Origin of the sequence: Janthinobacterium sp. 61 (assembly GCF_002846335.1) — a bacterium.
GTDB lineage: Bacteria > Pseudomonadota > Gammaproteobacteria > Burkholderiales > Burkholderiaceae_D > Janthinobacterium.
Map to the genome: position 1 here is coordinate 4,116,528 of NZ_PJMQ01000001.1, position 25,413 is coordinate 4,141,940.

21 protein-coding genes are annotated in these 25,413 nt (G+C 57.8%); 13 read left to right on the forward strand and 8 right to left on the reverse strand.

What is annotated here, in order from left to right; translation table 11 throughout:
- Positions 1-10: 10 nt before the first annotated feature.
- The 6 genes from CLU92_RS18695 (at position 11) to CLU92_RS18720 (ending at position 5,373) form a co-directional block, all read left to right on the forward strand.
- Positions 11-625, forward strand: a complete 615-nt coding sequence (locus CLU92_RS18695) for an ABC-type transport auxiliary lipoprotein family protein (protein ID WP_101483113.1) — start codon at positions 11-13, stop codon at positions 623-625.
- A gap of 10 nt (positions 626-635) precedes the next feature.
- Entirely contained in the window at positions 636-1,823 is a 1,188-nt protein-coding gene (locus tag CLU92_RS18700) for a VanZ family protein (RefSeq protein ID WP_101483114.1), read from the forward strand.
- Between the two features lie 40 nt (positions 1,824-1,863).
- Positions 1,864-2,181, forward strand: coding sequence for a ferredoxin (locus CLU92_RS18705; RefSeq protein WP_101484774.1), 318 nt, complete (start codon positions 1,864-1,866; stop codon positions 2,179-2,181).
- A gap of 35 nt (positions 2,182-2,216) precedes the next feature.
- Positions 2,217-2,870, forward strand: a complete 654-nt coding sequence (locus CLU92_RS18710) for an alpha/beta hydrolase (protein WP_101484775.1) — start codon at positions 2,217-2,219, stop codon at positions 2,868-2,870.
- 113 nt (positions 2,871-2,983) lie between these two features.
- Positions 2,984-4,129: a D-alanyl-D-alanine carboxypeptidase family protein gene (locus tag CLU92_RS18715; protein ID WP_101483115.1), complete on the forward strand. Its 1,146-nt coding sequence runs from the start codon at positions 2,984-2,986 to the stop codon at positions 4,127-4,129.
- 314 nt (positions 4,130-4,443) lie between these two features.
- On the forward strand, positions 4,444-5,373 hold the full coding sequence (locus tag CLU92_RS18720; protein ID WP_101483116.1) for an aldo/keto reductase family oxidoreductase: 930 nt from the start codon (positions 4,444-4,446) through the stop codon (positions 5,371-5,373).
- 3 nt (positions 5,374-5,376) lie between these two features.
- Here CLU92_RS18720 and pssA read toward each other — a convergent pair whose 3' ends face one another.
- A complete protein-coding gene (gene pssA / locus CLU92_RS18725; RefSeq protein WP_168208581.1) occupies positions 5,377-6,147 on the reverse strand; it encodes a CDP-diacylglycerol--serine O-phosphatidyltransferase in 771 nt (256 codons plus the stop codon).
- A gap of 238 nt (positions 6,148-6,385) precedes the next feature.
- On the opposite strand from pssA, the gene CLU92_RS18730 reads away from it, so the two are divergent.
- Entirely contained in the window at positions 6,386-7,336 is a 951-nt protein-coding gene (locus CLU92_RS18730) for a CAP domain-containing protein (protein ID WP_306821371.1), read from the forward strand.
- 108 nt (positions 7,337-7,444) lie between these two features.
- Entirely contained in the window at positions 7,445-8,080 is a 636-nt protein-coding gene (locus CLU92_RS18735; protein WP_101483117.1) for an Hpt domain-containing protein, read from the forward strand.
- Positions 8,081-8,089: 9 nt separating this feature from the next.
- Here CLU92_RS18735 and CLU92_RS18740 read toward each other — a convergent pair whose 3' ends face one another.
- The 7 genes from CLU92_RS18740 to rpmH form a co-directional block, all read right to left on the reverse strand.
- A complete protein-coding gene (locus CLU92_RS18740) occupies positions 8,090-8,287 on the reverse strand; it encodes a hypothetical protein (protein WP_101483118.1) in 198 nt (65 codons plus the stop codon).
- Between the two features lie 92 nt (positions 8,288-8,379).
- Positions 8,380-8,685, reverse strand: a complete 306-nt coding sequence (locus tag CLU92_RS18745; RefSeq protein WP_101483119.1) for a hypothetical protein — start codon at positions 8,683-8,685, stop codon at positions 8,380-8,382.
- A 9-nt stretch (positions 8,686-8,694) separates the two neighbouring features.
- A complete protein-coding gene (mnmE, locus tag CLU92_RS18750) occupies positions 8,695-10,074 on the reverse strand; it encodes a tRNA uridine-5-carboxymethylaminomethyl(34) synthesis GTPase MnmE (RefSeq protein ID WP_101483120.1) in 1,380 nt (459 codons plus the stop codon).
- A 163-nt stretch (positions 10,075-10,237) separates the two neighbouring features.
- Positions 10,238-11,974: a membrane protein insertase YidC gene (yidC, locus tag CLU92_RS18755; RefSeq protein WP_101483121.1), complete on the reverse strand. Its 1,737-nt coding sequence runs from the start codon at positions 11,972-11,974 to the stop codon at positions 10,238-10,240.
- Between the two features lie 11 nt (positions 11,975-11,985).
- Complete coding sequence (yidD, locus tag CLU92_RS18760) at positions 11,986-12,246, reverse strand: membrane protein insertion efficiency factor YidD (RefSeq protein WP_101483122.1); 261 nt, start codon at positions 12,244-12,246, stop codon at positions 11,986-11,988.
- Positions 12,243-12,680, reverse strand: coding sequence for a ribonuclease P protein component (gene rnpA, locus CLU92_RS18765; RefSeq protein WP_101483123.1), 438 nt, complete (start codon positions 12,678-12,680; stop codon positions 12,243-12,245). The genes yidD and rnpA overlap by 4 nt, the downstream gene beginning before the upstream one ends.
- 23 nt (positions 12,681-12,703) lie before the next feature.
- Positions 12,704-12,838, reverse strand: coding sequence for a 50S ribosomal protein L34 (gene rpmH / locus CLU92_RS18770; RefSeq protein WP_010401996.1), 135 nt, complete (start codon positions 12,836-12,838; stop codon positions 12,704-12,706).
- A gap of 636 nt (positions 12,839-13,474) precedes the next feature.
- Here rpmH and dnaA point away from each other — a divergent pair.
- From dnaA to CLU92_RS27520, 5 genes are all read left to right on the forward strand, one after another.
- The gene (gene dnaA, locus CLU92_RS18775) at positions 13,475-14,869 is read left to right on the forward strand and encodes a chromosomal replication initiator protein DnaA (protein ID WP_034781304.1); all 1,395 of its coding nucleotides are present in this window, start codon (positions 13,475-13,477) and stop codon (positions 14,867-14,869) included.
- A 149-nt stretch (positions 14,870-15,018) separates the two neighbouring features.
- On the forward strand, positions 15,019-16,125 hold the full coding sequence (gene dnaN / locus CLU92_RS18780) for a DNA polymerase III subunit beta (RefSeq protein WP_034754341.1): 1,107 nt from the start codon (positions 15,019-15,021) through the stop codon (positions 16,123-16,125).
- Between the two features lie 153 nt (positions 16,126-16,278).
- Positions 16,279-18,777 carry a DNA topoisomerase (ATP-hydrolyzing) subunit B gene (gene gyrB / locus CLU92_RS18785; RefSeq protein WP_101483124.1) on the forward strand — a complete coding sequence of 833 codons (2,499 nt, stop codon included), beginning with the start codon at positions 16,279-16,281 and terminating at the stop codon, positions 18,775-18,777.
- Positions 18,778-18,967: 190 nt separating this feature from the next.
- A complete protein-coding gene (locus tag CLU92_RS18790; protein ID WP_143452618.1) occupies positions 18,968-23,896 on the forward strand; it encodes an ATP-binding protein in 4,929 nt (1,642 codons plus the stop codon).
- Positions 23,893-25,335, forward strand: coding sequence for a hypothetical protein (locus CLU92_RS27520; RefSeq protein WP_143452619.1), 1,443 nt, complete (start codon positions 23,893-23,895; stop codon positions 25,333-25,335). Before CLU92_RS18790 ends, CLU92_RS27520 begins: the two co-directional genes overlap by 4 nt.
- Positions 25,336-25,413: the final 78 nt, after the last annotated feature.

The following is a 25,413-nucleotide window of genomic DNA, read 5'->3' on the forward strand; positions in this document are numbered from 1 at the left end:
AGAACACAGCATGCATATCCCACGCAATGTCACCGCGCTAGCCCTGGCGGCCGTATTCCTGCTGGGCGGTTGCGCCAGCCGCGGCCCCGTCCCCACGTTCTACGATTTCGGCCCGGCAGCGCCGCTGGCGGCCGCGCAAGCGGCTGCGCCAGCCATACCCGTCCTGGTGATCGCCGACGCCAACGGCCCCTCCTGGCTGGACAGCCAGCGCATGTATTACCGCTTGCTGTACGCCGATGCGCAACAATCGCGTCCGTACGCCTACAACCGCTGGAACACGCCGCCGTTGCAACTGCTGAGCCAGCGCCTGAAAACCCGCGTGGCGCAAAGCGGCGTGAAAGTGCTGTCGACCACGGACGCGGCCGCCGGCATGCCCCTGCTGCGCATCGATGTCGATGATTTTTCGCAAAACTTCGATACGCAAACGCAAAGCAGCGGCCACGTCTCGCTGCGCGCCTCGCTATTCCGCGGCCACCGCCTGATCGACCAGAAGACCTTCAGCCGCAGCGGCCCGGCCGGCAGTGCCGACGCGCAAGGCGGCGCGCAGGCGCTGGCGGCAGCATCGGACGCCATCGCCTCCGACCTGCTGGTCTGGCTGGGCACGCTGACCATCCCGAAAGAATGACCGTAACAGAATGACCGCCTCCGCAGCCCCTGCCAGCCCGCCAGCGCCACTGCCGCCCGTACGCTCGTCGCCCGTCTCGCGCGCGACCCTGCTCGCCTACGTCTTCCTGATCGTCTACGCCAGCTGGTTCCCGTTCACGGGCTGGCACAGCAATGGCCTGTCACCGCTAACCTTCCTGGAAAACACGCGCATGCCCCGTTACTGGACGGGCTTTGACGTGGGCGTCAACGTCGTCGGCTACATCCCGCTGGGCGCCCTGATCGTGTATTCGCTGTTTCCAAGGATGACTGGTTTCTTTGCCGTCGTCATCGCCAGCCTGTGCGGCATGTTGATTTCCGGCAGCATGGAAGCCGTGCAAACCTATTTGCCCAGCCGCGTGTCGTCGAATCTCGATTTTTATACGAACTCGGCCGGCTGCCTTGTCGGTTCCATCATCGGCGCCTTGACGGCGCGCAAACTGCTCGACCATAGCCATTTGCTGCGCCTGCGCCAGCGCTGGTTTGCCCAGCACGCCAGCCAGGGCCTGGTGCTGGTGGCCCTGTGGCCGCTGGCGCAAATCTACCCGCAAGGCTATCTGTTCGGCCTGGGCCAGCTGCTGCCCATCCTGTCGGACTGGCTTTCCAGCCTGATTGGCATGGAGATCGACCTGGCATCCTACCTGCGTCCCGACGTAATATTGACGGTTGAGCAATATTGGCTATCGGAAACCATCATCACGGCTTGCGGCATGACGGGCGCCGTGCTCACCTTGCTGTGCCTGCTGCGCCGCGCCGCGCCCCGTGCCGTGCTGATGCTGACCCTGATCACCGCCGCATTGATCGTGCGCTCGATGGCCAGCGCGCTGCTGTTTTCGCCGGAAAACGCCTTCGTCTGGATCACGCCGGGTGCCCAGGGTGGCTTTTTGATCGGCCTGATCATGCTGGGCGGCCTGGCGTTCGCTCCCCACGTGGCGCAGCGCCGCATCGCGGCCGCCACCTTGCTGCTGAGCCTGGTGATGGTGAACACGACACCGATCAACCCGTATTTCATGTCCACATTGCAGGGCTGGGTACAAGGAAAATTCCTGAACTTTAATGGTGCGGCGCAATTCCTGGCCCTGCTGTGGCCTTTCATGGCCCTGTGGTTCCTGTGTCTGCCCTCGCACCGCCTGAACCGGCAGGACGATGCGCAGCGCCACCGTCGCGAAGACCACCCATAAGCGCTATCATGGCGCATTGATGAATCAGCAGGAGCATAGTATGAGCGACGCACCGTATTTTGAACGCCACGTTTTTTTCTGCATGAACAAACGTGAAGACGGCCGCAACAGTTGCGGCGACCATGGCGCGGAAGCGGCACAAAAGCATTGCAAGCGCCGCATCAAGGAACTCGACATGAATGGCGCGGGCAAGATCCGCATCAACCAGGCCGGCTGCATGGACCGCTGCGAAGAAGGCCCGGTGCTGGTCATCTACCCGGAAGCGACCTGGTACACCTATGTCGACACCAGCGATATCGACGAAATCATCGATACGCACCTGGTGGGCGGCAAGATCGTCGATCGCCTCAAGATTTAATGCCAATTTAAGAGAATGCCACCAGTATGAGCATCATGAACAGAAACTCGGAAAAATTTACCCTCGCCGGCCATGCAGGCAGCATGGAAGGCTTGCTCGATTTCCCGGCAGACACCCCGCGCGGCATCGCCCTCGTTGCCCATCCGCATCCGCTGTACGGCGGCACGATGGATAACAAGGTTACGCAAACCCTGGCGCGCGCCTTTGTCGCCCTCGGTTACGTGGTGGCGCGCATCAACTTCCGCGGTGTGGGCGCATCGGAAGGCGTACACGACCATGGCGTGGGCGAAACGGACGACATGCAATTGCTGTATGAACACATGCGCAGCCTGTACCCGGGCTTGCCCGTGGCCTTGTCCGGCTTTTCCTTCGGCACCTTCGTGCAATCGAAACTGCAGGAACGCCTGGCCGCCGCCGGAACGCCCGTCGAGCGCCTGGCGCTGATCGGTAGCGCAGCCGGCAAGTGGGCCATGGCCGACATTCCCGCCGACACGATTTTGATCCACGGCGAACTGGACGACACGATTCCCCTGTCCGCCGTCTTCGACTGGGCCCGTCCACAAGACATTCCCGTGATCGTGATCCCCGGCGCAGACCACTTTTTCCACCGCAAGCTCAATCACATCAAGAGCCTCGTGATTGCCCTGTGGCATGGTGACAAACCCGCAATCGCAGCAGATGATCATTGAAGTGTGGGCTTACTACCGTCTCCACGGCTATAATTGATCCGTTTTTTCCACGCGGCCATGTGAGCAGCAACAACATGGCCCCCAGCCTTCATCTTTTTCGCAGACCAGCCTCCATGAAAAAACTCTTAGCGGCACTGGCCTCCAGTGTACTTTTCCTATCCGCCGCCTTCGCGCAAACCGTTCCAGCCCCGACCATTGCCGCCAAGTCCTGGCTGTTGCTTGACGCCACCAGTGGCCAGATCATTGCTTCGCAAGATCCGGACGCCCGCATCGAGCCGGCGTCGTTGACCAAGATCATGACGGCTTACCTGACCTTTGCCGCCATCCGCGAAAAGAAACTGGCGCTGGACCAAAAAGTGAATGTCTCCGTGCGCGCCTGGAAAGTCGATTCGAGCAGCTCGAAGATGTTCATCGACCCGGCCACGCCCGTATCGATCGACGACTTGCTGCATGGCCTGATGATTCAATCGGGTAACGACGCCGCCGTGGCGCTGGCCGAAGCCGTTGCCGGCGATGAAGGCACCTTCGTAGTGCTGATGAACCGCGAAGCCCAGCGCATGGGCCTGAAAAACACGCGTTTTGCCAATCCGCATGGCTTGCCTAGCCCGGAAAACTATTCCACGGCGCAAGACCTGTCCGTGCTGGCCCAGCGCGTGATCGCCGACTATCCGGAATTCTACAAGATCGATTCCGTAAAAAGCTTTACCTACAACAAGATCACCCAGCCTAACCGCAACCGCCTGCTGTGGCTGGACCCAACCGTGGACGGCATGAAGACGGGCCACACGGAAGCGGCCGGCTATTGCATGATCGCTTCGGCCCGCCGTCCAGGCGGCACCGGCGAGCGCCGCCTGATCTCCGTGGTGCTGGGCACCACGTCCGACCAGTCGCGTACACAGGAAAGCCAGAAGCTGCTGAACTGGGGCTTCCAGAACTTCGATACGGTCAAGCTGTACTCGAAGGGCCAGGCCGTAGCCACGCCGGAAGTGTGGAAGGGCTCGAAAGGCACCGTGAAAATCGGTTTCGCCCGCGACGTGCTCGTCACCGTGCCAAAAGGCATGGCTGCCAAGATGAAACCTGTGCTGGAACGCAAGGACCCGCTGGTCGCGCCACTGGCTGAAAACGCCCCGGTCGGCAAGCTGAAAATGATGGTTGAGGACAAGGTCCTGCTGGAACTGCCTGTCGTGGCACTGGAAACCATCAACCAGGCCACGATCTTCGGCCGCGCCTGGGATTCGATGCGTCTCTGGATGAAATAAGTCATTCTCCAGCCCATGAAAAATGCCCGCAGGTTCTGCGGGCATTTTTTTCGTCCATTAACTGTACGCGATGCCCGTCGGCTTCAGGAGCAGGCTTGATGCGCTCAAAACGCAAGCCATACCGAGTGGGCGCCCGTGCAAGGCGAGCATGGGACAGCAGATGCGCTACCGGCGCTGGCGTAGCAGATGCAACTGAGCGGCCAGCTCGACCTTGCCCTGCAGGAGCGTTGCGGTCGCTTCATCCGCAGCATGCTATAGATTAGCTGGCTATAATCGTGGCGAGTCCTTCAACGCCACCATCAGAAAGTCAGCCCATGAGCCAAGTTTTTTCCCCCGCCAGCATGCAAGCACCGCGCAGCCGTTTAAGCAGCAACGGTCCCGAACTGTCGCGCATCGTCGCCGGCATGTGGCGCATCGGCGAGTGGAATATGTCGGCGCAGCAGCGCCTGGCCTTCATCGAGCAATGCCTGGACCTGGGCGTGTCGAGTTTCGACCACGCCGATATCTATGGCGATTACAGCGCCGAAGGCTTGTTTGGCGAGGCGCTGGCCCTGCAGCCAGGCTTGCGTGACAAAATGGAGCTGGTCAGCAAGTGCGGCATCAAGCTGCTCTCGCCGCATCGTCCCGGTCACGCCATCCAGCATTACGACACGAGCGCGGCCCACATCGCCAGTTCCGTGGAACACAGCTTGCGCCAGTTGCAGACGGACCGCCTGGACTTGCTGCTGATCCACCGTCCCGATCCGCTGATGGATTTCGACGAGATCGCCGGCGCGTTCACCCAGCTACGGCAGGCAGGCAAGGTGCTGCACTTTGGCGTGTCGAACTTCAGCCGCCACCAGTTCGAGTGCCTGCACCGGCGCTTCCCGCTGGTGACGAACCAGGTGGAATTTTCACCGCTGCACGTGGCGCCCCTGTTCGACGAAACCTTCGATGGCTTGCAGGACGTGGGAGTGGCGCCGATGATCTGGTCGCCGCTGGCCGGCGGGCGTTTGTTCCAGAGTGGCGATGCGAATGTGGAGAACTTGCGCAATGTCATCAAGCAGATCGCCGACCAGCTGCAGCGTCCGTTTGCCAGCGTGGTGTTTGCCTGGATCATGCAACTGCCATGCCGCCCCCTGCCGCTGACGGGCTCGGGCCGCATCGAAGCCGTGGGCGTGGCCGTGGAAGGCACGCAGTTCACGCTCAGCCGCAGCGACTGGTTCGCCATCCTGCGTGCCGCGCGCGGACACGAGGTTGCCTAAAATTTAGTCAATTTCATCGGGATCATTAAAGACTTGCGGCAACGCAATGCCGCGCCAGCCCAAGTACCACGCCAGGTTCAGGGCCAGGGTGGCGGCGATGTAGACGGCGAAGAACAGCGCGAAGAAGCTAGTCTTCAGCCACACCAGCAGGGCGATGGCGACGATCAGCACCAGCAGCGCGGCCAGGCTTTTCTTTTGCTTGGAGCTGGGGAAACGCAAGGTCGACACCATCAGGCTGCCCACGCCCACCAGCAGCAGCATCAGCAGATAGCTGTGCAGCATGGAATCGATGGGTGCCGGCCAGGCCACCACCACGGCCGCCACGCAGGCGGCACCGGCCGTGATCGGCATGCCGACAAAATACAGGGGGTCGGTACGCCCGACATTCACATTGAACCGCGCCAGGCGCATGGCCCCGCAGGCAACAAAGAAGAAGCTGGCCATGCCGCCAAAGCGCAGCAGCAGCGGGTCGTGCACGCCCATCTGCACAAAGCCATAGCAGTACAACAAGACGGCCGGGGCGCAGCCGAAATTCATCACGTCGGCGATCGAATCGAGCTGCACGCCAAACTGCGAACTGGTGTTTGTCAGGCGCGCCACATAGCCGTCGAGGGCATCAAACACGCCGGCCAGCACCAGCAGCGCCGCAGCCAGGCGGTAGGCATCCGCGTCGCCCACCGGGGCGTTATCGACGGAAATGACGATGCTGGCAAAGCCGCAGGCTATCGACAGCAAAGTCACCATGCTGGGCAAGGCGTATTTGGCGCGCTGCAGGCGCGACTTGGGCAAGGTGTTCAAATTATGGGCAATCAAAGTAGCGGGAATGAGGCAATGCAGCGGCAAACGCTGCGCTGCGCTCATTCTACCCTGCGCAGCCGCGGGAGCGTCCCCGCACGAGCGCGCGACATATCTTTTCATGGATGCTCTACGGCGTATCAAAATGCCTTAGAATCGTTTCACAGGGCAGCACGCCGGCCCCCACCTCTATCCGCCTACCTATACAGGAGTCAACTTGATTGTCTCGTCACTGCGTTGGAAACACTGGATACCCGCCCTGCTGAGCGCAGCCCTGTTGAGCGCCTGCGGCGGAGGCGATAGCGGCGGAAATACGTCACTGAGCACCTCGACCGCAGCCGGACAGCTGGTACAGGAGCCGGGCGCTCCCGCCCTCAGCAACAATATTGCCACCGATGGCTTCAACTGGTTCAACTACCGGCGCAGCCAGATCGGCCTGTCACCACTGGTGCGCAATGGCTTGATCGACAGCGCCGCCCAGGGCCATTCCAACTACCTCAATCTCAACAATACGGTGGCGCACGAGCAAGTGCAGGGCAAGCCAGGCTTTACCGGCGTCACACTGGGCAATCGCCTGGCCAAGGCTGGCTACGTCGTCACGTTGCTGCAGGGCGAAGTCATCGCTGGCGCGAGCAACACGTCCGGGTTTTATCTGGCCGAAGAACTGGTGACGGCCATCTATCACCGCTTCGTCATTTTCGAACCGCTCTTCCGGGAAGGCGGCGCGGGTGCGGCTGTCAGTGGCGCCGGTTACGCGTATTTCACCACCGACCTGGCAAGCAACCGCAACTATGGCGCCGGGCTGGCGGCGACGCAAATCGTCACCTATCCATTTGACCGGCAGCAAAAGGTGGCCGTCAGTTTTTCCAGCGATAACGAGGAGCCCGATCCCGTACCGAACCAGGATGTGGTCGGCTACCCGATCAGCGTGCACGCCAATTACGGCACGCCCGTCAGCGTGACGGCGTTCAGCGTGCGCCAGCGCGGTGCCGGCACGGACCTGGCGGTGCGCCAGCTCACGAGCGGCAGCGACGCGCATACACCGGTCTCGGCCGCATCCATCATTCCGCTGGCACCCTTGGCCGGGAACACCACCTATGACGTGAGTTTCATCGGCAAAGTCAATGGCGCGGACGTCACGTACAACTGGTCATTCAGCACGCGCTAGCCTGGCATCGCATGGCAAGCGGGCGCAGTGTTGAGCACGACAGGATGTAAAATAGCGGCTCCTGCTCTACTGACAGTGAATAGTTTTAGGGCTCTCTGCACACCAGGCATGCTGAAACCACACGCCACTTGCGATGATGATGCCGCCGTAGCGGCATCCGACATGGTTCGTATTCTCGACGTCGAGAACGGACTGGGTCGCATCATGGGCGACCGCATCCTGTATTTGAAAATCCTGCGCCGCTTCCTGCATGACCACGGCACCACGCCGTGCCAGATCCGCGCCGAATTCGACACCGGAAACTATGCCTCCGCGCGCCTGAAGGCGCATACCCTGAAAGGCGCCGCCGGCATGATCGGTGCGCGCCACGTGCACGGCCTGGCGACAAACCTGGAGTCGGCACTACGTGCCCAGGCGCCCGACCTGGCCCAGCAGATGCAGCAGCTGGAACTGGCGCAAGATCAATTGCTCGGTGCCGTCAGCAGCATGCTGGGCACGCCGGAGACAACCCACACGGCTGCGCAGGACGTGGCGCCCGACCCGGCCGCGCCCGCCATCCAGCTGCTGCTGGCGCGCCTTGCCAGCCATCTGCGTGAAGGCGATGGCGCGGCCATCGACATCCTGGAAAACTCGGCCAGCCTGCTGGCTGCCAGCCTGGGCGTGCACGTCTATCAGGAAGTGGCGGCCGCTGCGCATGAGTTCGACTTCGATGGCGCCCTGGCGGCGCTGCTGAGGCGCCGCTAGCCTCCACGCTCAAGGGTGACATTGCGCCTCTTCCGCGTAAGCCATGCCGCAATGCTTGCCGCAAAAGCGGCGCACGGCATCGAGCGGCTTGTCGCAGTACCAGCAAGCGCCTTTTGGCGGCAAGGTGGCGATCAATTCCGGCATGGCAGGCAGCGCCACCATCACCTCCCCCTCGCGTTCCACGACGTCCGGCTGTTTGCTGTCCATGGCGCTTCCTTTCCTGGCGGCACTTCAAGGCCGCTCAGCAAGATTACGTCAGCGCAGTTTGGACTTCATGATAATTCTCAACGGGGCAGATGCTAGCTAGACTTTCGGAAACTGCGCACCGCGTCATTGGCATTGTCGGCAATGACTTTTTGCAGCTTCGGCTGTCCCGCATACTTGGCAGACAGCCGTTTCCACTGTCGCTGCGCCTGGCCGCACGATTGCTCGATGGCTTGCGTGATCTCGCGTTGGCGCGCCTTGTCGTTATCATCCCATTCGCCGGCAAAGTGCTCGCACATCTGGGCGTTTTCGACGAATTGCGCCACGTCCTTCGGCAACTTTTCCTGCGCACCAGCCAGCAGGGGCAGACAACTGAACAGCAGAACCAGCAGCAGCTTCATCGAACCTCCTTATTTGCCGATGCAGAAACGGCTGAAGATCACGCCCAGCAAATCGTCAGGTGAAAACTCGCCCGTGATGCTCGACAGCTGCACCTGCGCCAGGCGCAGCTCTTCGGCAAACAAATCCAGCGACTGGTCATCCTGCGCCGCGTGCGCGGCAGCGATGTTCAAGTGCTTGCCGGCCGACTTGAGCGCGATCAAATGGCGTTCACGCGCCAGATACAGCGATTCGCCCGTCTGCTGCCAGCCGGCGATGCGCAGCAGCTCGGCGCGCAGCAAGTCGATACCGATGTGTTCGTGTGCCGACAGATACACGTGCGTGGCATCCGGCAAGGCATCGACGCTGGGCTTGTGGCCGGACAGGTCAATCTTGTTCCACACGCGCACCACGGGCACGCCTTCTGGGAAGGCGGCGACGATGGTTTCATCTGCCTGGGTGGGGCCGTGATCTGCGTCCAGCAGGTGCAAAATCACGTCGGCCTTGCCGATCTCGCCCCAGGTGCGCTCGATGCCGATGCGCTCGACGGCGTCGATGGTGTCGCCCGCGCTGCGGATGCCGGCCGTGTCGATGATGTTGAGCGGAATGCCTTCGATCTGGATGGTTTCGCTGACCTTGTCGCGCGTGGTGCCGGCAATCGGCGTCACAATCGCCACGTCGGCGCCCGCCAGCGCGTTCAACAGCGATGACTTGCCCACGTTGGGCTGGCCCGCCAGCACGACATTGAGACCTTCGCGCAGTAGCGCGCCCTGCGCCGCCTGCGCAAACACTTTATTCAGCGCTTCGATGACGGCTTTCAACTGACCGCGCGCATTCGATTTTTCCAGGAAATCGATCTCTTCTTCCGGGAAATCCAGGGTCGCCTCGACCAGCATGCGCAAGCCCGTCACCTGTTCCACCAGCGCGTGTATCGTATTCGAGAATGCGCCCGACAGCGATTGCGAGGCGGACTTGGCGGCCGCTTCCGTGGAAGCGTCGATCAGATCGGCCACGGCTTCGGCTTGCGCCAGATCAAGCTTGTCATTCAAAAAGGCGCGGCGCGTGAATTCGCCGGGTTCGGCCAGGCGCAAGCCGTTGTCCCGGCCCGCCTCCAGCACGCGCGCCAGCAGCAGCTGCAACACGATTGGGCCGCCATGGCCCTGCAATTCCAGCACATCTTCGCCCGTGTAGGAGTGCGGGCCCTTGAAGTGGATGGCGATGCCCTGGTCAATGATGCTGCCGTCGCTTTCCGTAAATGGCAGGTAGGTGGCATGGCGCGGTTTCAGTTGCTGCGCGCCGAACAGGGCCGTCATCAAAGGAGCGAGGTTTTTGCCGGAGGCGCGTACCACGCCGATGCCGCCGCGTCCTGGTGCGGTGGCGATGGCGGCGATAGGGGAAGAGTCAAGTTTCATGGGGATATTGTAGATTATTCGGGGAAGCTGTACGCAAAGGAATAATGGCGAAGCGACGACGCTTGTGGCGCCGATTCCTCAGCGGAGGGCTGGGGTCTGACCCAAAGGGTCTGACCCCAAAAAAAAGCCCGCGCGAGGCGGGCTTTCTGTTCGCTGGCCGGAATTACTTGGCGGCAGGCGCGTATTTCTTGGTGATCACCCATTGCTGGCCAATCGACAGGACGTTGTTGACGACCCAGTAGAGTACCAAGCCCGACGGGAAGAAGAAGAACATCACCGAGAATGCCAGTGGCATGAACAACATCATCTTCGCTTGCATCGGATCGGCCGGGGCCGGGTTCAGCTTGGTCGTGATGAACATCGAGATCGCGTACAGCACGGGCAGGATGCACCATGGGTCATGCTGGGCCAGGTCGGTGATCCAGCCGATCCATGGCGCGCCGCGGATTTCCACGGACGCGTTCAGTACCCAGTACAGAGCGATAAAGACGGGCATCTGGATCAGGATCGGCAGGCAGCCGCCCAGCGGATTGATTTTTTCCGTCTTGTACAGCTCCATCGTGGCCTGGTTCATCTTTTGCGGATCGCCTTTGAAGCGTTCGCGGATGGCTTGCATCTTCGGCGTGACCAGTTTCATCTTCGCCATGCTGCGATAGCCGGCAGCCGACAGCGGGAAGAACAGCAGCTTGATCAGGATCGTGAAGGCGATGATGGTCCAGCCCCAGTTGCCCAGCACGCTGTGGATCTGTTCCATGACCCAGAACATCGGCTTGGCGATGATGGTCAGCCAGCCGTAATCCTTGACCAGCTCCAGGCCAGGCGAGACGTTTTCCAGCAGGTGCGCGATTTGCGGACCCGAGTACAGCTTGCTGTCCATGCTGGCCGAAGCGCCTGGCGCCAGGGTAGGCAGGGGCAGCACGTTGCCGATGGCGTACAGGTTGGGGCCGACCTTCTTCGTGAAGATGTCGCGCTTGGCGTTCTCAGGCGGAACGAAAGCGGACACGAAGAAGTGTTGCGAAATCGCAAACCAGCCGCCAGTCGCCGTGGCCGGATGCAGGCCCTTCATGGCATTGTCGTTGCCCTTCTTCTCGTCTTCCACGGCCGCTTTTTCGATTTTCTCGAACGTCAGCTTCTGGTACTTGTCTTGCGGCGTGTACAGGGTCGGACCCGTGAAGCTGCTGTTGAAGAACGAGTCACCGACCGGCTTGTTGCCGTCATGCGTCAGTTGCAGATACAGCTGCGGCGTGACAGGTGCCGCGCCCACGTTGGACACGTCGTGGCGCACGTCGATGACGTAGTCGCCGCGCTTGAAGGTAAACGTCTTGGTCAGCTTGACGCCGCCTTCGACCGCTTCCATTACCAGTTGCACTTGCTTGCCGTCACCGATGGTGCGCACGCCAGGCTGCACGGTGAAACCGCTCGCATGGGTAGGGAAAGGACCGCCGACCAGGCCCGATTGCGCCAGGTAGGTATGGTTCGCGCCTTCGTCGAACAGCACTTCGTTTTGCTTGCCGTCATCGGGCTGGCACCATTTGAACAGGCCGAAGCAGCCGCCAAACCAGCCCGGATTGCCCGCGCCCTTGAATTTCAGCAATTCCAGACGCTTGACCTGGCCGCCCAGGGTGTCGATGTCGACCTTGATGACGTCGGTGGTGATGCTAATCACTTCGCGCTTGAACGCGGCGGGATCGACAGCCTCACCCGACAGGGCAGGCACGCCTGCGGCAGCCGATGCAGCCAGGGCATCCGTCTTGGCAGGGGTCGCAGGCGCCTTGGCGGTTTGTTCCGTGTTCGCGGAGAACATCGACGGCTTGCCGTTCGAGATCATCCATTCGTTCCAGAGAATTACCAGCGAGACGGAAAACACGATCCACAGGATGGTACGTTTATTGATATCCATTAGGGTATTTGTCAGGAGTGGTTGCAACCGCAAGCGGTCGTTGAAGATTGTTTGCAATCGGCCGGCGGCACCGGGTCGACGCCCCCATCATTCCAGGGGTGGCAACGGCACAGGCGCTTGGCAGCCAGCAGGCTGCCCTTGGCCGTACCGTGCACGCGCAGCGCTTCCATCGCGTAATGCGAACAACTTGGATAGAAACGGCAATTCTGTCCCAGCATGGGGCTGATCAGCAACTGATAAGCGCGCAGCAGGAACAGCAGCAGGGTTTTCATGGCGCGGATGGTGGTGGCGCAGCAACAGAACGGGCCTGGGCGGCGATTTGCGCCGCAAACAGGCGGCTCAATTCCTCACGCAGCTCGGCTTTGAGCTGGCTCGTGGTGGCCGGGCCATCCTTGCTGTTGACGGCGCGCGACAAACGCACCACGCAGTCGACTGGCGGCATCGCGCTGTTGCGAAACAGCTCGCGCGTGACGCGTTTGATCGTGTTGCGGGTCGCCGCGCGTGGTGCGAAACGCTTCGCCACAACGACGCCCAGCCGCGCATGCGGCAATTGATTGTGTCGGGTGTACAGCACAAAATGCGCTGTTTTTTGCGAAGGGCGCAAACGAAAAACGGATGAAAATTCATCCGTTTTAACGATACGCCGAAAGCGCGCGAAGTCGTGTGAACCTTCGCGTTGATTGCCGACTGGAGTACAGCTAGCCACGCGATCAGCTGTCAACGACAAGCCTAGACGGCCAGACGTTTGCGGCCCTTTGCGCGACGTGCGTTGAGCACATCACGGCCACCACGGGTAGCCATACGAGCGCGGAAGCCGTGCGTACGCTTGCGGCGAACGACGGAAGGTTGGTAAGTACGTTTCATGTTGGTCTCGCTAAAAACAAAAAAAATGCAAAATCGGGTCTGACGTCCCGTCAGTTTTTGGTGCCAATGACAATCGCGCACTTATGCCAAGGCACAAGCTGGCCAATCTCATCGCCCGCTTGAACGCGCACCAAATCTACTACGCGGAGCGATTTGCGGCCTCCGGTGCTCACTGTGCCTTCGCACAGTTGCGCGCCTCAGCCACAACTCATCACCGCTCGCTACGATTTGGTACTGCGTCGTTAATCCACGCTTAGTCCATATTGTCGTTCCAAATGAATAAACACGGAATACGGGCGGGGAACCCTGAATTATTCAGCATATGCCCCCCTCTTGTCAAGGATTGCCGTGATCGCCCGAAAATTTACGCGCCGCGCCCCATCTTCCGGCAAGGCCCCGCCACAGGCCGCGCCAGCACTGCCTGAGACGGGATAACCGGGGGATAAGTCGCCTCTTATGCACACGGCGCCCCACCCCGCCACAGAAAAATAACAGCCGTGCCTGTGGATAACTTTGGCAGTCGGGAGTAGAATAGCGCGTTACGTGTGGCGAGCCCTCGCGCGACGCCGGCCTTGCAACACGGTGAACGCAGGGCAGAATCGATACGCCCTCCCACACCTTTTCACATAGACATACATGGATAATTTCTGGCAGGCCTGTTCCGCGCAGTTGGAACTGGAGCTGACACCGCAACAATTCAGTGCGTGGATCAAACCGCTTATCCCTCTCGATTACGAAGAGGGCAAGCTGCGCATTGCTGCGCCCAATCGCTTCAAGCTCGATTGGGTCAAGACCCAGTTCGCCAGCCGCATCACTGCGCTGGCCATACAGTACTTCGAAGCGCCCACGGAAGTGCAGTTCGTGCTCGACCCGCGCCTGGCCCTGCCGAAGAAGCCCGTCACCGCCAGCACTCCGGCCAGCGATCCGAATGGCGGCGCGCCCAGCGCGCGCGCCGCGGAGCCGCAGCCCAGCGTGCCGGAACTGAGCATCGGCGCGGCGCCGCGCCGCGAGCAGAGCCGCATCAACACCGACCTGACCTTCGACAGCTTCGTGACCGGCAAGGCCAACCAGCTGGCGCGCGCCGCCGCCATCCAGGTGGCGAACAATCCGGGCGTGTCCTATAACCCGCTGTTCTTCTACGGCGGCGTCGGTCTGGGTAAAACCCACTTGATCCACGCTATCGGCAACCAGGTGATGGCCGACAATCCTGGCGCGAAGATACGCTACATCCACGCGGAACAGTACGTTCGCGACGTAGTGACCGCTTACCAGCGCAAGGGTTTCGACGACTTCAAGCACTACTATCACTCGCTCGACATGCTGCTGATCGATGATATTCAATTCTTTGGCGGCAAGAGCCGCACGCAGGAAGAGTTTTTCTATGCGTTCGAGGCATTAATTGCCGCAAAGAAACAGATCATCATCACCTCGGATACCTATCCGAAGGAAATCACGGGCATGGACGATCGCCTGATCTCGCGCTTCGACTCGGGCCTGACGGTGGCTATCGAACCGCCGGAACTGGAAATGCGCGTGGCGATTTTGCTGAAAAAAGCCAAGCAGGAAGGCGTGACCTTCTCCGACGACGTGGCCTTCTTTGTCGCCAAGCACCTGCGCTCGAACGTGCGCGAGCTCGAAGGCGCGCTGCGCAAAATTCTTGCGTACTCGCGTTTCCATGGCAAGGACATCACGATCGATATCGTCAAGGAAGCCCTGAAGGACTTGCTGTCGGTGCAGAACCGCCAGATTTCCGTGGAAAACATCCAGAAAACAGTGGCCGACTTCTTCAATATCAAGGTCGCCGACATGTATTCGAAGCGCCGGCCCGCAAATATCGCCCGGCCGCGCCAGATCGCCATGTACCTGGCCAAGGAATTGACACAGAAGAGCCTGCCGGAAATCGGCGAACTGTTCGGCGGCCGCGACCACACCACGGTGCTGCATGCCGTGCGCAAGATCGCGCTGGACCGCACCAAAAACCCGGAATGCAACCACGAATTGCATGTGCTGGAGCAAACGTTGAAGGGCTAAGCACCATTTGGCAAGACTGGCTCAAAACGTGCTTTACCCTTATTATCTGGGAGGGCACCGCAGCCGGTCTGTCGGGGCTCCTTATGGCAACAATTGTTAAATTAATACGTTAAACGTCGTACTGTTCAACCTATACATTGAGGATAAATATGCAATTGGTCAAAACCACCCGAGATACCCTTCTCCGGCCACTGCAGATCGTGAGCGGTATTGTCGAGCGTCGGCACACTATGCCGATTCTGGCCAATATCCTCATCCGCAAAGACGGTGAAAATGTCTCCTTCCTGTCGACCGACACCGAAGTGCAGATCACCACGCACGCGGAAATCGGTTCCGGTGCGGACGTTACCGGCACCACTGTGGCCGCGCGCAAGCTGCTGGACATTTTGCGCGCCCTGCCCGAATCGGGCGACGTCACGATGACCCTGCTGAACAAGCGCCTGACCGTGCAAACGGGCAAGTCGCGCTTCGCCCTGCAAACCCTGGCGGCGGAAGAGTTTCCAACCGTGCAACAGGCGGAAAGCTATAACGCCTCCGTCACCCTGCCCCAGAAAACGCTGAAGCACCTGTTCAATATGGTGCATTTCTCGATGGCGCAGCAAGACATCCGCTATTACCTGAACGGCTTGCTGCTGGTTCTGGATGGCAATAATGTCATCGCCGTCGCCACCGATGGCCACCGCCTGGCGTTTTGCCAGGTCGCCACCGAGCAGACGTTTGCGCGCCAGGAAGTGATTATTCCGCGCAAGACCATCATCGAACTGCAGCGCCTGCTGGAAGAGAACGATGAGCCGGTGCAGCTGGACATCGCCGCCAACCAGGTGAAACTGACCTTTGCCGACATCGAGCTGATCTCGAAGCTGGTGGAAGGCAAGTTCCCCGACTACACGCGCGTGATTCCAAAAGGCTACAAAAACGACTTCACCATCGGCCGCGATGAACTGCTGCGTTCGCTGCAGCGTGCCGCCATCATGACCAGCGACAAGTTCAAGGGCGTGCGCTGCATCATCACCCCGGGCAGCATGAAGATCAGCTCGACCAATGCGGACCAGGAAGAAGCCGTCGAAGAGCTGGAAATCGACTACGGCGGCGACTCCGTCGACATCGGCTTCAACGTGACGTACCTGCTGGACGTGTTGAACAACCTGAAATGCGAATACGTCAACATCGCGCTGGGCGACTCGAACTCGTCCGCCCTGATCTCCATCCCGGACAATGCCGACTTCAAGTATGTCGTCATGCCGATGCGGATCTAAAGACCACAGCCGTGACGTAGGTCGGATTAGCGCAGCGTAATCCGACATGCTGAATCGCCGTCTGTCGGGTTACGCCGTTCCGGCTAACCCGACCTACGGTCATCAGCCAGCAGCCCCGAATCAATCAGCAATCGTTATTTGAGAAAGCAGTCCATGTCCGAGAATCCACAAGACACCCCGATCCAGGCCAAAACGGAAGAATACGGCGCCTCCTCCATCCAGATCCTGGAAGGCCTGGAAGCCGTGCGCAAACGCCCGGGCATGTACATTGGCGACACCTCGGACGGCACCGGCTTGCACCATCTGGTATTCGAAGTGCTGGACAACTCCATCGATGAATCGCTGGCCGGCCACTGCACGGATATCCACGTCACCATCCACAGCGACAATTCGATCTCGATCACCGACAATGGCCGCGGCGTGCCGACCGGCCTGAAAATGGACGACAAGCACGATCCGAAGCGTTCGGCGGCGGAAATCGTCATGACCGAGCTGCACGCGGGCGGCAAGTTCGACCAGAACTCGTACAAAGTCTCGGGCGGCTTGCACGGCGTGGGCGTATCTTGCGTCAATGGCCTGTCGAAACTGCTGAAACTGACCATCCGCCGCGATGGCAAAGTACATCACATGGAATTCGTGCGCGGCGTGCCGCAAGACCGCCAGATCGTCATGGTGGGCGACATCGCCACCTCGCCGATCAAGGTCATCGGCGAAACGGACAAGCGCGGCACCGACGTGCATTTCTGGGCCGACGAAGAGATTTTCACGCACGTGGAATTCCACTATGAAATCCTGGCCAAGCGCATCCGCGAACTGTCCTTCCTGAACAATGGCGTCAAGATCAAATTGTCCGACCAGCGCACGGGCAAGGAAGAAATCTTCGCCTTCGAAGGCGGCACGCGCGGTTTCGTCGAGTACATCAACAAGGCCAAATCGGTCTTGCACCCGACCATTTTCCAGGCCACGGGCGAGCGTTTGTCGGACCAGGGCACGAACATTTCGGTCGACGTATCGATGCAGTGGAACGATGCCTACAACGAACAAGTGCTGTGCTTCACGAATAACATCCCGCAACGCGACGGCGGTACCCACCTGACGGGCTTGCGCGCGGCAATGACGCGCGTGATCAACAAATACATCGATGAACACGAGTTCGCCAAAAAGGCGAAAGTGGAAATCAGCGGCGACGACATGCGCGAAGGCCTGACCTGCGTCTTGTCCGTGAAAGTACCGGAACCGAAATTCTCGTCGCAGACGAAAGACAAGCTGGTATCGAGCGAAGTGCGCGGCCCCGTCGAAGAAATCGTCGCCAAGACCCTGGCCGACTACCTGCAAGAAAAACCGAACGACGCCAAGATCATTTGCGGCAAGATCGTCGAAGCAGCGCGCGCCCGCGAAGCGGCCCGCAAGGCCCGCGACTTGACGCGCCGCAAAGGCATCATGGACGGCCTGGGCCTGTCGGCCAAGCTGGCCGACTGCCAGGAAAAAGACCCGGCCCTGTGCGAACTGTACATCGTCGAGGGTGACTCGGCAGGTGGCTCGGCAAAACAAGGGCGCGACCGCAAGTTCCAGGCCATCTTGCCACTGCGCGGTAAAGTGCTGAACGTGGAAAAAGCCCGTTTTGAGAAAATGCTGTCGTCCGAGCAGATCACCACCCTGATCGCTACCCTGGGTACCTCGATCGGACCGGACGAATTCAACGTCGAAAAACTGCGCTACCACCGCATCATCATCATGACCGATGCGGACGTCGACGGCGCCCACATCCGTACCCTGCTGCTGACCCTGTTCTACCGCCAGATGCCGCAACTGGTCGAACGCGGCCACATCTACATCGCGCAACCGCCGCTGTACAAAGTGAAATCGGGCCGCGACGAGCGCTATCTGAAAGATGACGCCGAAGAAGCAAGCTACATGATGACGGTGGCGCTGAACACGGCCGTGCTGGTGCCGCGCACTGGCGCGGATGGCATTTCCGGCGAGACGCTGACGGAACTGGTGCGCAAGTTCAACCTGTCGAACACCATCATGACGCGTCTGACGCGCGTCATCGACCGTGCCGCCCTGACGGCCATCATGACGGGCGTGCAGCTGGACCTGTCGACCCTGGACCTGGCGGAAACTTCCGCACTGGCCCTGCAGACGGCCATCAACGATAGCGCAGTGAAAGTGCACGTGCGTTCCGACGACTTGTCGGAAAAACACATGCTGCGCATCGAGCGCATGCACCACGGCAACGTCAAAGTCAGCGCCATCGACGCCGACTTCGTGCAAGGCCCGGACTACGCCGTACTGAGCAGCGGCGCCGCCACCTTCGAAGGCTTGATCGGCGAAGGCGCTTTTGTCCGCCGCGGCGAAGGCGAGCGCATGAAGGAAATCGCCGTGGTCGACTTCCACCAAGCCATGCAATGGCTGCGCGACGAAGCCGAACGCACCGTCTCGAAACAGCGCTACAAGGGTCTGGGCGAGATGAATCCGGATCAGCTGTGGGAAACCACGATGGACCCAACCGTGCGCCGCTTGTTGAAAGTGCAGATCGAAGACGCGATTGCTGCGGATCAGATCTTCACGACCTTGATGGGCGACGACGTGGAACCACGCCGCGCCTTCATCGAAAACAACGCGCTGCGCGCGGGCAATATTGACGTGTAAGCTGTCGGGTGACACAGAAAGTGAAAACCGTGCCAGGTAAGTGAAAAAGCCAAGTCACGGATAGTGAGAAAAAGCCAACTGATCCAAGTTGGCTTTTTTTTGCGATATCCGATTCTGCCGACGACGACCGTTCTTCGGTATTATCTAAGCAACAATTCCCATTTGAGCAAGAAAACCGTGTAGGAGTGCTATGGCTGGCGGACATGCAACAGCAGCAGGCGTGATGTTCCAACTCAATGTCGCTTCGTGGCTCGGGGTTCACGCGCTTTGCGAAAAACCAATACCTCAGTTGTCGGGCCTTCAGAATAGTTCGCCCCAATCGCTACATCTAGAATCGGAGGCACCAGTTGACGACCTCCGAATTACAACGGTGGCAGGCGGCAATATCTTCTTCAATGTGAAGACAACTGTATCGCTCAGTTCATTGTTAAGGTCCCCATTGGGATCCGTTGTGGATCAATTCGTACGCCAACTCCTAGCGTGCCGCCAAGGGGATGGCAATTTGGGTTGGGATCGACCACTTGACCAATCCAAAGACTGCCTCGTTCTCGCAGTCAGTTCCGCCAGAACACTTGGATTTGTAGACGCGACAAGGCCAATACTTGAGCGTATACGAAATAAAAAATCAATTCTTCCAATTGATCAGATCGCTACAACTCAAAAACAGAAGGTCGCCTACGAGGCATGGATTGATCTGGTTCAACAATGTTGGGCTCGCCATACCGGTATTGCACCCACTGATGGCGAAGTCTGCGATTTGCTCTCATGTGTTCGGTTAATCCAACTGGATTTTGACGGCGCCACTGCAACCGAAATTAGTAGTCTCTTAACAGCCACAGTAGTCGAAAATCCTAACGATGCGTCAGCCGCTTGGAACGTAATCGTGAGCGAATGCGCGCGCCTCGCGCAGCTACGCAGCGGGGCAGATTCGCAGAAATTTAGGGACTGCTTACGTACTGAGGGAATATCGCTAAAAGAAAAGCCTGCATTCGCGTGCGATATTGAGCGCCTAAAACAGATCACGAAACGAACGCTTGAAACACTTTCACGATATTCGCGGCTCTCTGTTCCAACGGAAAGCGGGACGATAAGAGTCGAGATTGATAGAAACTGCGTGCAAGAGATTGTGATGTCTGCCACTACGAGTTCTTTCCTGCTCGTTGGGGCACCTGGAGCAGGGAAATCCGGCGCGATCTACTCCGTTGCGAACTCTCTGATCAAATTGGGACACCCTGTGGTCGTGCTGGCTGTTGATGAGTGGTCCGCCACATCAAGAGAGGCGTTGCGGCAGGAACTTGAGCTGAAATATCCGCTAAGCGAAGTGCTTGACGCATGGAACGGAAAGAAGTCAGGAATTCTAATTATCGATGCACTTGATGCAAGTAGGGGCAACTCTTCAGACGAAGTGTTTTTCGAAGTTATTGCATCAATTCTTGATCGCACAAGCGGATGGAATGTCCTCGCATCAATTAGGAAGTTCGACCTTCGATATGGAGTCAAGTATCAAGACCTCTTCCGTGGCTCACCCGCTTCAAACCTGTTCAGAGACGTAAATTTTTCCAACGTAAGGCATTTCGATATTCCCCGCCTAAGCGAACAAGAACTGGCGCAGGTTTGGGATAAATCCCCGCGAATGGCGGTCGCTTTTGATTCGGGAACTATAGCGTTCCGCGACCTGCTCACATCCCCCTTCAACTTATTTCTCTTATCGACTGTTCTTCCCCCAACTGGGGACTCACGCGAACTACGGAGTATCGGCACCCAAGTCGAATTATTGGAAAGATATTGGGCTTATAGAGTTGAGAGTCCTGCTGACAATCACCGCATCAATCGTGTACGTTTATTGCGATCAGCAACCGAAGTCATGGTCAAGAAGCGGCAACTTTTTGTGAAAGGCTTCGATCTGGCCGGGCATGATGGTAGTCACCTCGAACAGCTGATGCAAAGCGGAATTTTGCTCGACCACCACTCGCAGGGCCGCATCTCGTTTTCCCATCACATGTTATTTGACTACGCTGTAGCCAGGACGATCATGATGGACGATGATGATAATGCATTGATTGAACGGCTGGCCCTTTCCGACGATCAGGCGTTATTGCTTGCCCCCGCCGCAATGATAGCCCTTCGAATAGTGTGGGGAGAACAGTTAAATAGGCATCCCTACTGGGAATTGGCTCTAGGTGTAGCGGCGCAGGAATCGGCGGGTTCGTTTTCCCGCATGCTTCCCGCGAGGGTCGCTGCCGAGCTCATCGCCCTTCCAGATGATATCTCTCCGTTAACCGAAGCTATCTCTATAAATTACGTGCGCAAAGGTGCTGCGCTGTTTCTTGTACGGCACGTATTTGGAACCTTGCTCGCAAACGTAATTCTAGACCGGCCAATGTGGGGAAACGACGCTGACCCATGGTGCGGCATTGTTAGAAAACTCTGCGAGACGGATATGGCAAGCCTAGTTTGGCCAATGAAGGCAGTAATCGGGCATTGGACCGATACTCCGGCCGCACTTAGCTCGCAGCAGAGGAAGGACTTAGGGGCGGCCGCTCGCCTACTATTGAGAAGCGCTACGCGAGATTGGAAAAATCAAAGTACCTATGACCAAGGCGCTGTCGTCAGTGGTATTCAAGCGATTGTTCGAACCTTCGACACAGAAAATTCTGAGTCTGAAGCAGCATTGGAAGCGCTATTGGAGCCAGACCGCGTCGCCGTTTATGGACACATTGAGCTATTCCGTTTCGCGATTGAAACCAAGCATTTAATTGCATCGGCGCCTCAACTTGTCCGTAAGTTGTATTTAGCAGCGTACTGTGCCCCCCTCCCTTCGCGAGAGGAAATTTCTCACATCGGGTCGAGTAAGATTCTTTCGCTTACTTCAAATAAACGGCAGGACATTGAAGGCGTGCAATATCAGCTAGAAGGTCATCTTGGCGAGTACCTGCAGACTGCTCCGGCGATTGCGATTAAGACCATCATTGACATTCTTGACTACCGCATTCCGACAGAGCATCGGATAAAGGATGAAACTCCAATTGAGACCTTTGAATTTCTGAACTGCACTGCACAGTTTAGAGAGGACCTATCGGCAATCTGGTGGACGCCATCCGGATCACACAATCGTGGCGAAGAAAAGCTACTTGATGTCGTTTTGCGAACTCTCTTGGAATTAGACGAAGTCGGCAGCACGAGCGCGGTTGAGAGCATTATCATAAATGTAGTGCAGTTCAATGTGTGGGCATCGCTGTGGTCCGTATTGCTCATTGCAGGACAATCCCGGCCTGCGACAATTGGTAGGTCCGTGCTCCCCCTTCTATGGGTCCCCTCTGTACTAGCTGCCCACTCCACGGCGTACCCTGCCGGGGAACTATTGCGCATTCTTGCTCCTCGCTTGGAGCGACAGGAGCAAGGGCAAATTGAGACCGCCATTTGGCAGATTGAGAGTGAGCATCAAAGAGATGTCCTGATCGGCTGTTTATCACGCGATAACGTCACACTTGCCAAAACAAATTCTCGTCTGGTGCAACTCGAGACGGAAGGGAATTTGATAGAAAACCGACCACCGTTCAGTCTCGAAAGCGGTTGGAGTGGCGATGAAAACTGGTGGTATCGGGAAGGTGGTATCGATATCTCAAAGGAACCCTTTGCATCAATTCACAACGCAGTTGAAGCCGTAAAGGTGCTCGCATCATCTAATGAACAATCGGCCGGCCCCAATGACGCGTGGATTAAGAATTGGCCAACTGTTCTCGCGTTGCATGAGGTTCTACTAAGAAATGATTCGATTCCTGAGCGTCTAGAGCAGCAAGCATGGGATCAACTCGCGGAAGCCGCAGAAAAAGCCGCGTTGAGCTGTAAAAGCGCCTCTGAGTTGGAGAAATTTCAGAGTTTGCATGCGATAGTCCGCTCAGCATCGAACCATAAATTCCCGCCCACTCCTCAACACGATCCGGCGCGAGAACATGAGTTCGCAAAACATCCATCCTGGGGTCGTCCGGCTCCTAGAATTGAAGCTGCGGCTGCTACTATGGCCCTAGCACGTGCGCATGGAGAGCCGTCACCAACGTACCGTGCCGATATTCTCCGTCTGATACGTGACCCGGCTGTAGAAATCAGACACACAATCGCATCGCGTCTGAACATGCTGTGTGAAGCGGACCCAGAATTAATGCAGACACTTATAGACGTGGTGTTTGATGAGGAGAACAATCTAGGCATCCTTAGTTTCTTTCTTGGAGCTTTACACCGAGTCATTGGACGTGTGGACGCAGGTACGGCGGCGAAGCTTCTATCGTTAGATAGCAGGATTTCTTCGGATGAAGAAGAAGATCAACGAGATCTTCGTAGGCAACTTGTGACATCTATTGTTCGACTATGGATGGTCAACGATCTCACCGAAGCTAGTAGTCGAATCGAAGAGTGGATTGGCAGCCCTTCGATCTTTTCTTCGCATATACAGACAATGCTCAGTTCTCTTCGAGATACACTCTTGATGGGGAAAATTGATGCCCCCGAGAGCCGTGACAGCACGATTAGGACACGAGCAATCCAAATTTTTAGCCGGAGTGTGACGAAAGCTGCCGAAGAGTTTAAACGGCTGGCACTTGTTCGCGAAAGAACTACCTTAGAACAAAAGCATCTAGAAAATACGTTTCGTGTCCTGGATACTGCCACACACGAAATCTACTTTGGCTCCGGTGCTTACGAACGGGGCAAAGGACACCAAAGCATAGGTGAGCCAGATTCCGATTTATTGCAAATCAGGCGCAGATTCCTAAGCGAGATAAATAGCACGCTAGAGTGCCTCGCTGATGTGCCATACCCATCTATTACCCACTACCTTCTAGAAACGTTAGAGGCTTTCATTCCAGAGGCCCCTCAGCAGTGTCTCTCCTTGATGATACGGAGTGTTCACAATGGAGGTGCAAATGGCGGCTACCAATTGGAAAGCATGGGTGCAGATTTGCTCGTTCGCCTCGTTCGCAGGTTCCTCGCCGACTATGCTCCCATGATTTCGGGCCGCGAAGAATTCAGAACTGGACTAGTCAAGGCGCTGGATTATTTCGCAGAAGCTGGTTGGCCAGAAGCGCGCCAGCTCGTCTACCAGCTGCCGGAGATGCTGAGGTGAGTACCGGTCGATTCTTTGAATTCAGGCGGCAAATCGCCAATCTAAAGACGAATTACGAGACGATCCACTTGCCGGAGATTGAACGGGCTACGGCGGCAGTGCAAAAAAAATCGGCGGATGCATTGAAAGGGCAAGGGCGAGCGATTGTACGTGAAGCGCAGGTGCGTCAGTACCTGCTAGATCCAACGCTAACTTTCCTTGGATGGGATCTCGCAAATCCAAGTGCCATATTGGTTGAAGATGCTGTTGACGCGGCCAAAGACGGCGAACATCGTCGCTTCATGGATTATCATGGCAGAGAGATAAAGCCCAGCGGCGTCGATAGCTCGCTATTAATTGTTGAGGCAAAGCGCCCCAGTGTTCTACTACCAGGCCCATCGATCACCTCCTCTGAAAATTTGGCCCTTGAAATAGTAAACGCTTTTGCGGCTATCCGATCAGGTAAGTCAAGGTGCAAGCATTTCACCGCAGATTGGTTCGATAGACTAAACACATTAGCCGACTATGCCGCTCGAGCAAAACAGCTTAGTGGCGACGCTCCCAGCAGGGTCGTCATTACGAATGGCGAATGGTTCATCGTTTTCTTGAATCCTGAAAGCGCACTCATAGGCAAAAGCCCTTCAGCGGACGAAGTCCTTGTATTCCAGAATTTGGGCGAGGTCGGTGAGCGGGCGAATGAATTCTGCGAGTCTCTAGAGTATGCCAGTCTGAGCGCTAAAGTCCCGACACAGCATCCGGCGAATTTGCAGAAATTTGTGTCTATAGGAGAAGATGTAAGAGCCGCCCTCGCCGTTGAACTTAGCTTCAATGTCATCGGGAACATTCAACCTTCGATGGCCGTGCGTGTCTACGCTCGCGTGAGAACCATGAAGGGAGTGTGGCTCAATTTTTGCAAGGATTACGAACCACCTTACGAGATCATGCCAGGAAAACAGGAGGCGTTTATCGAGCGCATAGGCCTTCTGCAAGAATTTGCAAACGACATAATTGCCGAACTACGAAAACATGCCAATGTAATTGTTATGACCCCAACTGAAGCTGAGGCCATAGCGGCAGATGATGGCGTGGTTTCCGGATGGCATTCATCGCCACTAAGTTCGAGCCCGTCGCCAGAACTTCATTATTTGACCTTAGGTGACGGGGCATTCTACGTTACAAGTCGCGACGACTTCGATGACTGTAGCTTCCACTCGTTTGGCCCCTGCTTGAACGCTGGAAGTGCAGCTACAACTCTACCCATCATTCGGCAGAGCCGGATGCCCCCAGTTTATTTTCCATCGGGATCAAAAATGCATTGCGCACACAAGAGTGTCCACGCGGGCCGCGAAGGCAAATGCATTTTGAAATCATTCGAGACGCATATGTGCTGTCAACGCTGCATCTATCTAACGAGGTGCTGGCCGACTGGAACAGATGCGCTGCCGTGCTCGAAGGAATAAGAGGAGAGCACTGCCCTGTCCCGCTCCGCGAGAGTCGGGGGAAGAAAATTTCGGAAGACAATTTCTTGCCGCATGCCA

What these genes read in the sequence shown, in the direction of transcription:
- CLU92_RS18695 (WP_101483113.1), top strand. Translation starts at nt 11, where the DNA reads ATGCATATCCCACGCAATGTCACCGCGCTAGCCCTGGCGGCCGTATTC.
- CLU92_RS18700 (WP_101483114.1), top strand. Translation starts at nt 636, where the DNA reads ATGACCGCCTCCGCAGCCCCTGCCAGCCCGCCAGCGCCACTGCCGCCC.
- CLU92_RS18705 (WP_101484774.1), top strand. Translation starts at nt 1,864, where the DNA reads ATGAGCGACGCACCGTATTTTGAACGCCACGTTTTTTTCTGCATGAAC.
- CLU92_RS18710 (WP_101484775.1), top strand. Translation starts at nt 2,217, where the DNA reads ATGAACAGAAACTCGGAAAAATTTACCCTCGCCGGCCATGCAGGCAGC.
- CLU92_RS18715 (WP_101483115.1), top strand. Translation starts at nt 2,984, where the DNA reads ATGAAAAAACTCTTAGCGGCACTGGCCTCCAGTGTACTTTTCCTATCC.
- CLU92_RS18720 (WP_101483116.1), top strand. Translation starts at nt 4,444, where the DNA reads ATGAGCCAAGTTTTTTCCCCCGCCAGCATGCAAGCACCGCGCAGCCGT.
- CLU92_RS18735 (WP_101483117.1), top strand. Translation starts at nt 7,445, where the DNA reads ATGCTGAAACCACACGCCACTTGCGATGATGATGCCGCCGTAGCGGCA.
- CLU92_RS18740 (WP_101483118.1), bottom strand. Translation starts at nt 8,287, where the DNA reads ATGGACAGCAAACAGCCGGACGTCGTGGAACGCGAGGGGGAGGTGATG.
- CLU92_RS18745 (WP_101483119.1), bottom strand. Translation starts at nt 8,685, where the DNA reads ATGAAGCTGCTGCTGGTTCTGCTGTTCAGTTGTCTGCCCCTGCTGGCT.
- mnmE (WP_101483120.1), bottom strand. Translation starts at nt 10,074, where the DNA reads ATGAAACTTGACTCTTCCCCTATCGCCGCCATCGCCACCGCACCAGGA.
- yidC (WP_101483121.1), bottom strand. Translation starts at nt 11,974, where the DNA reads ATGGATATCAATAAACGTACCATCCTGTGGATCGTGTTTTCCGTCTCG.
- yidD (WP_101483122.1), bottom strand. Translation starts at nt 12,246, where the DNA reads ATGAAAACCCTGCTGCTGTTCCTGCTGCGCGCTTATCAGTTGCTGATC.
- rpmH (WP_010401996.1), bottom strand. Translation starts at nt 12,838, where the DNA reads ATGAAACGTACTTACCAACCTTCCGTCGTTCGCCGCAAGCGTACGCAC.
- dnaA (WP_034781304.1), top strand. Translation starts at nt 13,475, where the DNA reads ATGGATAATTTCTGGCAGGCCTGTTCCGCGCAGTTGGAACTGGAGCTG.
- dnaN (WP_034754341.1), top strand. Translation starts at nt 15,019, where the DNA reads ATGCAATTGGTCAAAACCACCCGAGATACCCTTCTCCGGCCACTGCAG.
- gyrB (WP_101483124.1), top strand. Translation starts at nt 16,279, where the DNA reads ATGTCCGAGAATCCACAAGACACCCCGATCCAGGCCAAAACGGAAGAA.
- CLU92_RS18790 (WP_143452618.1), top strand. Translation starts at nt 18,968, where the DNA reads ATGGCTGGCGGACATGCAACAGCAGCAGGCGTGATGTTCCAACTCAAT.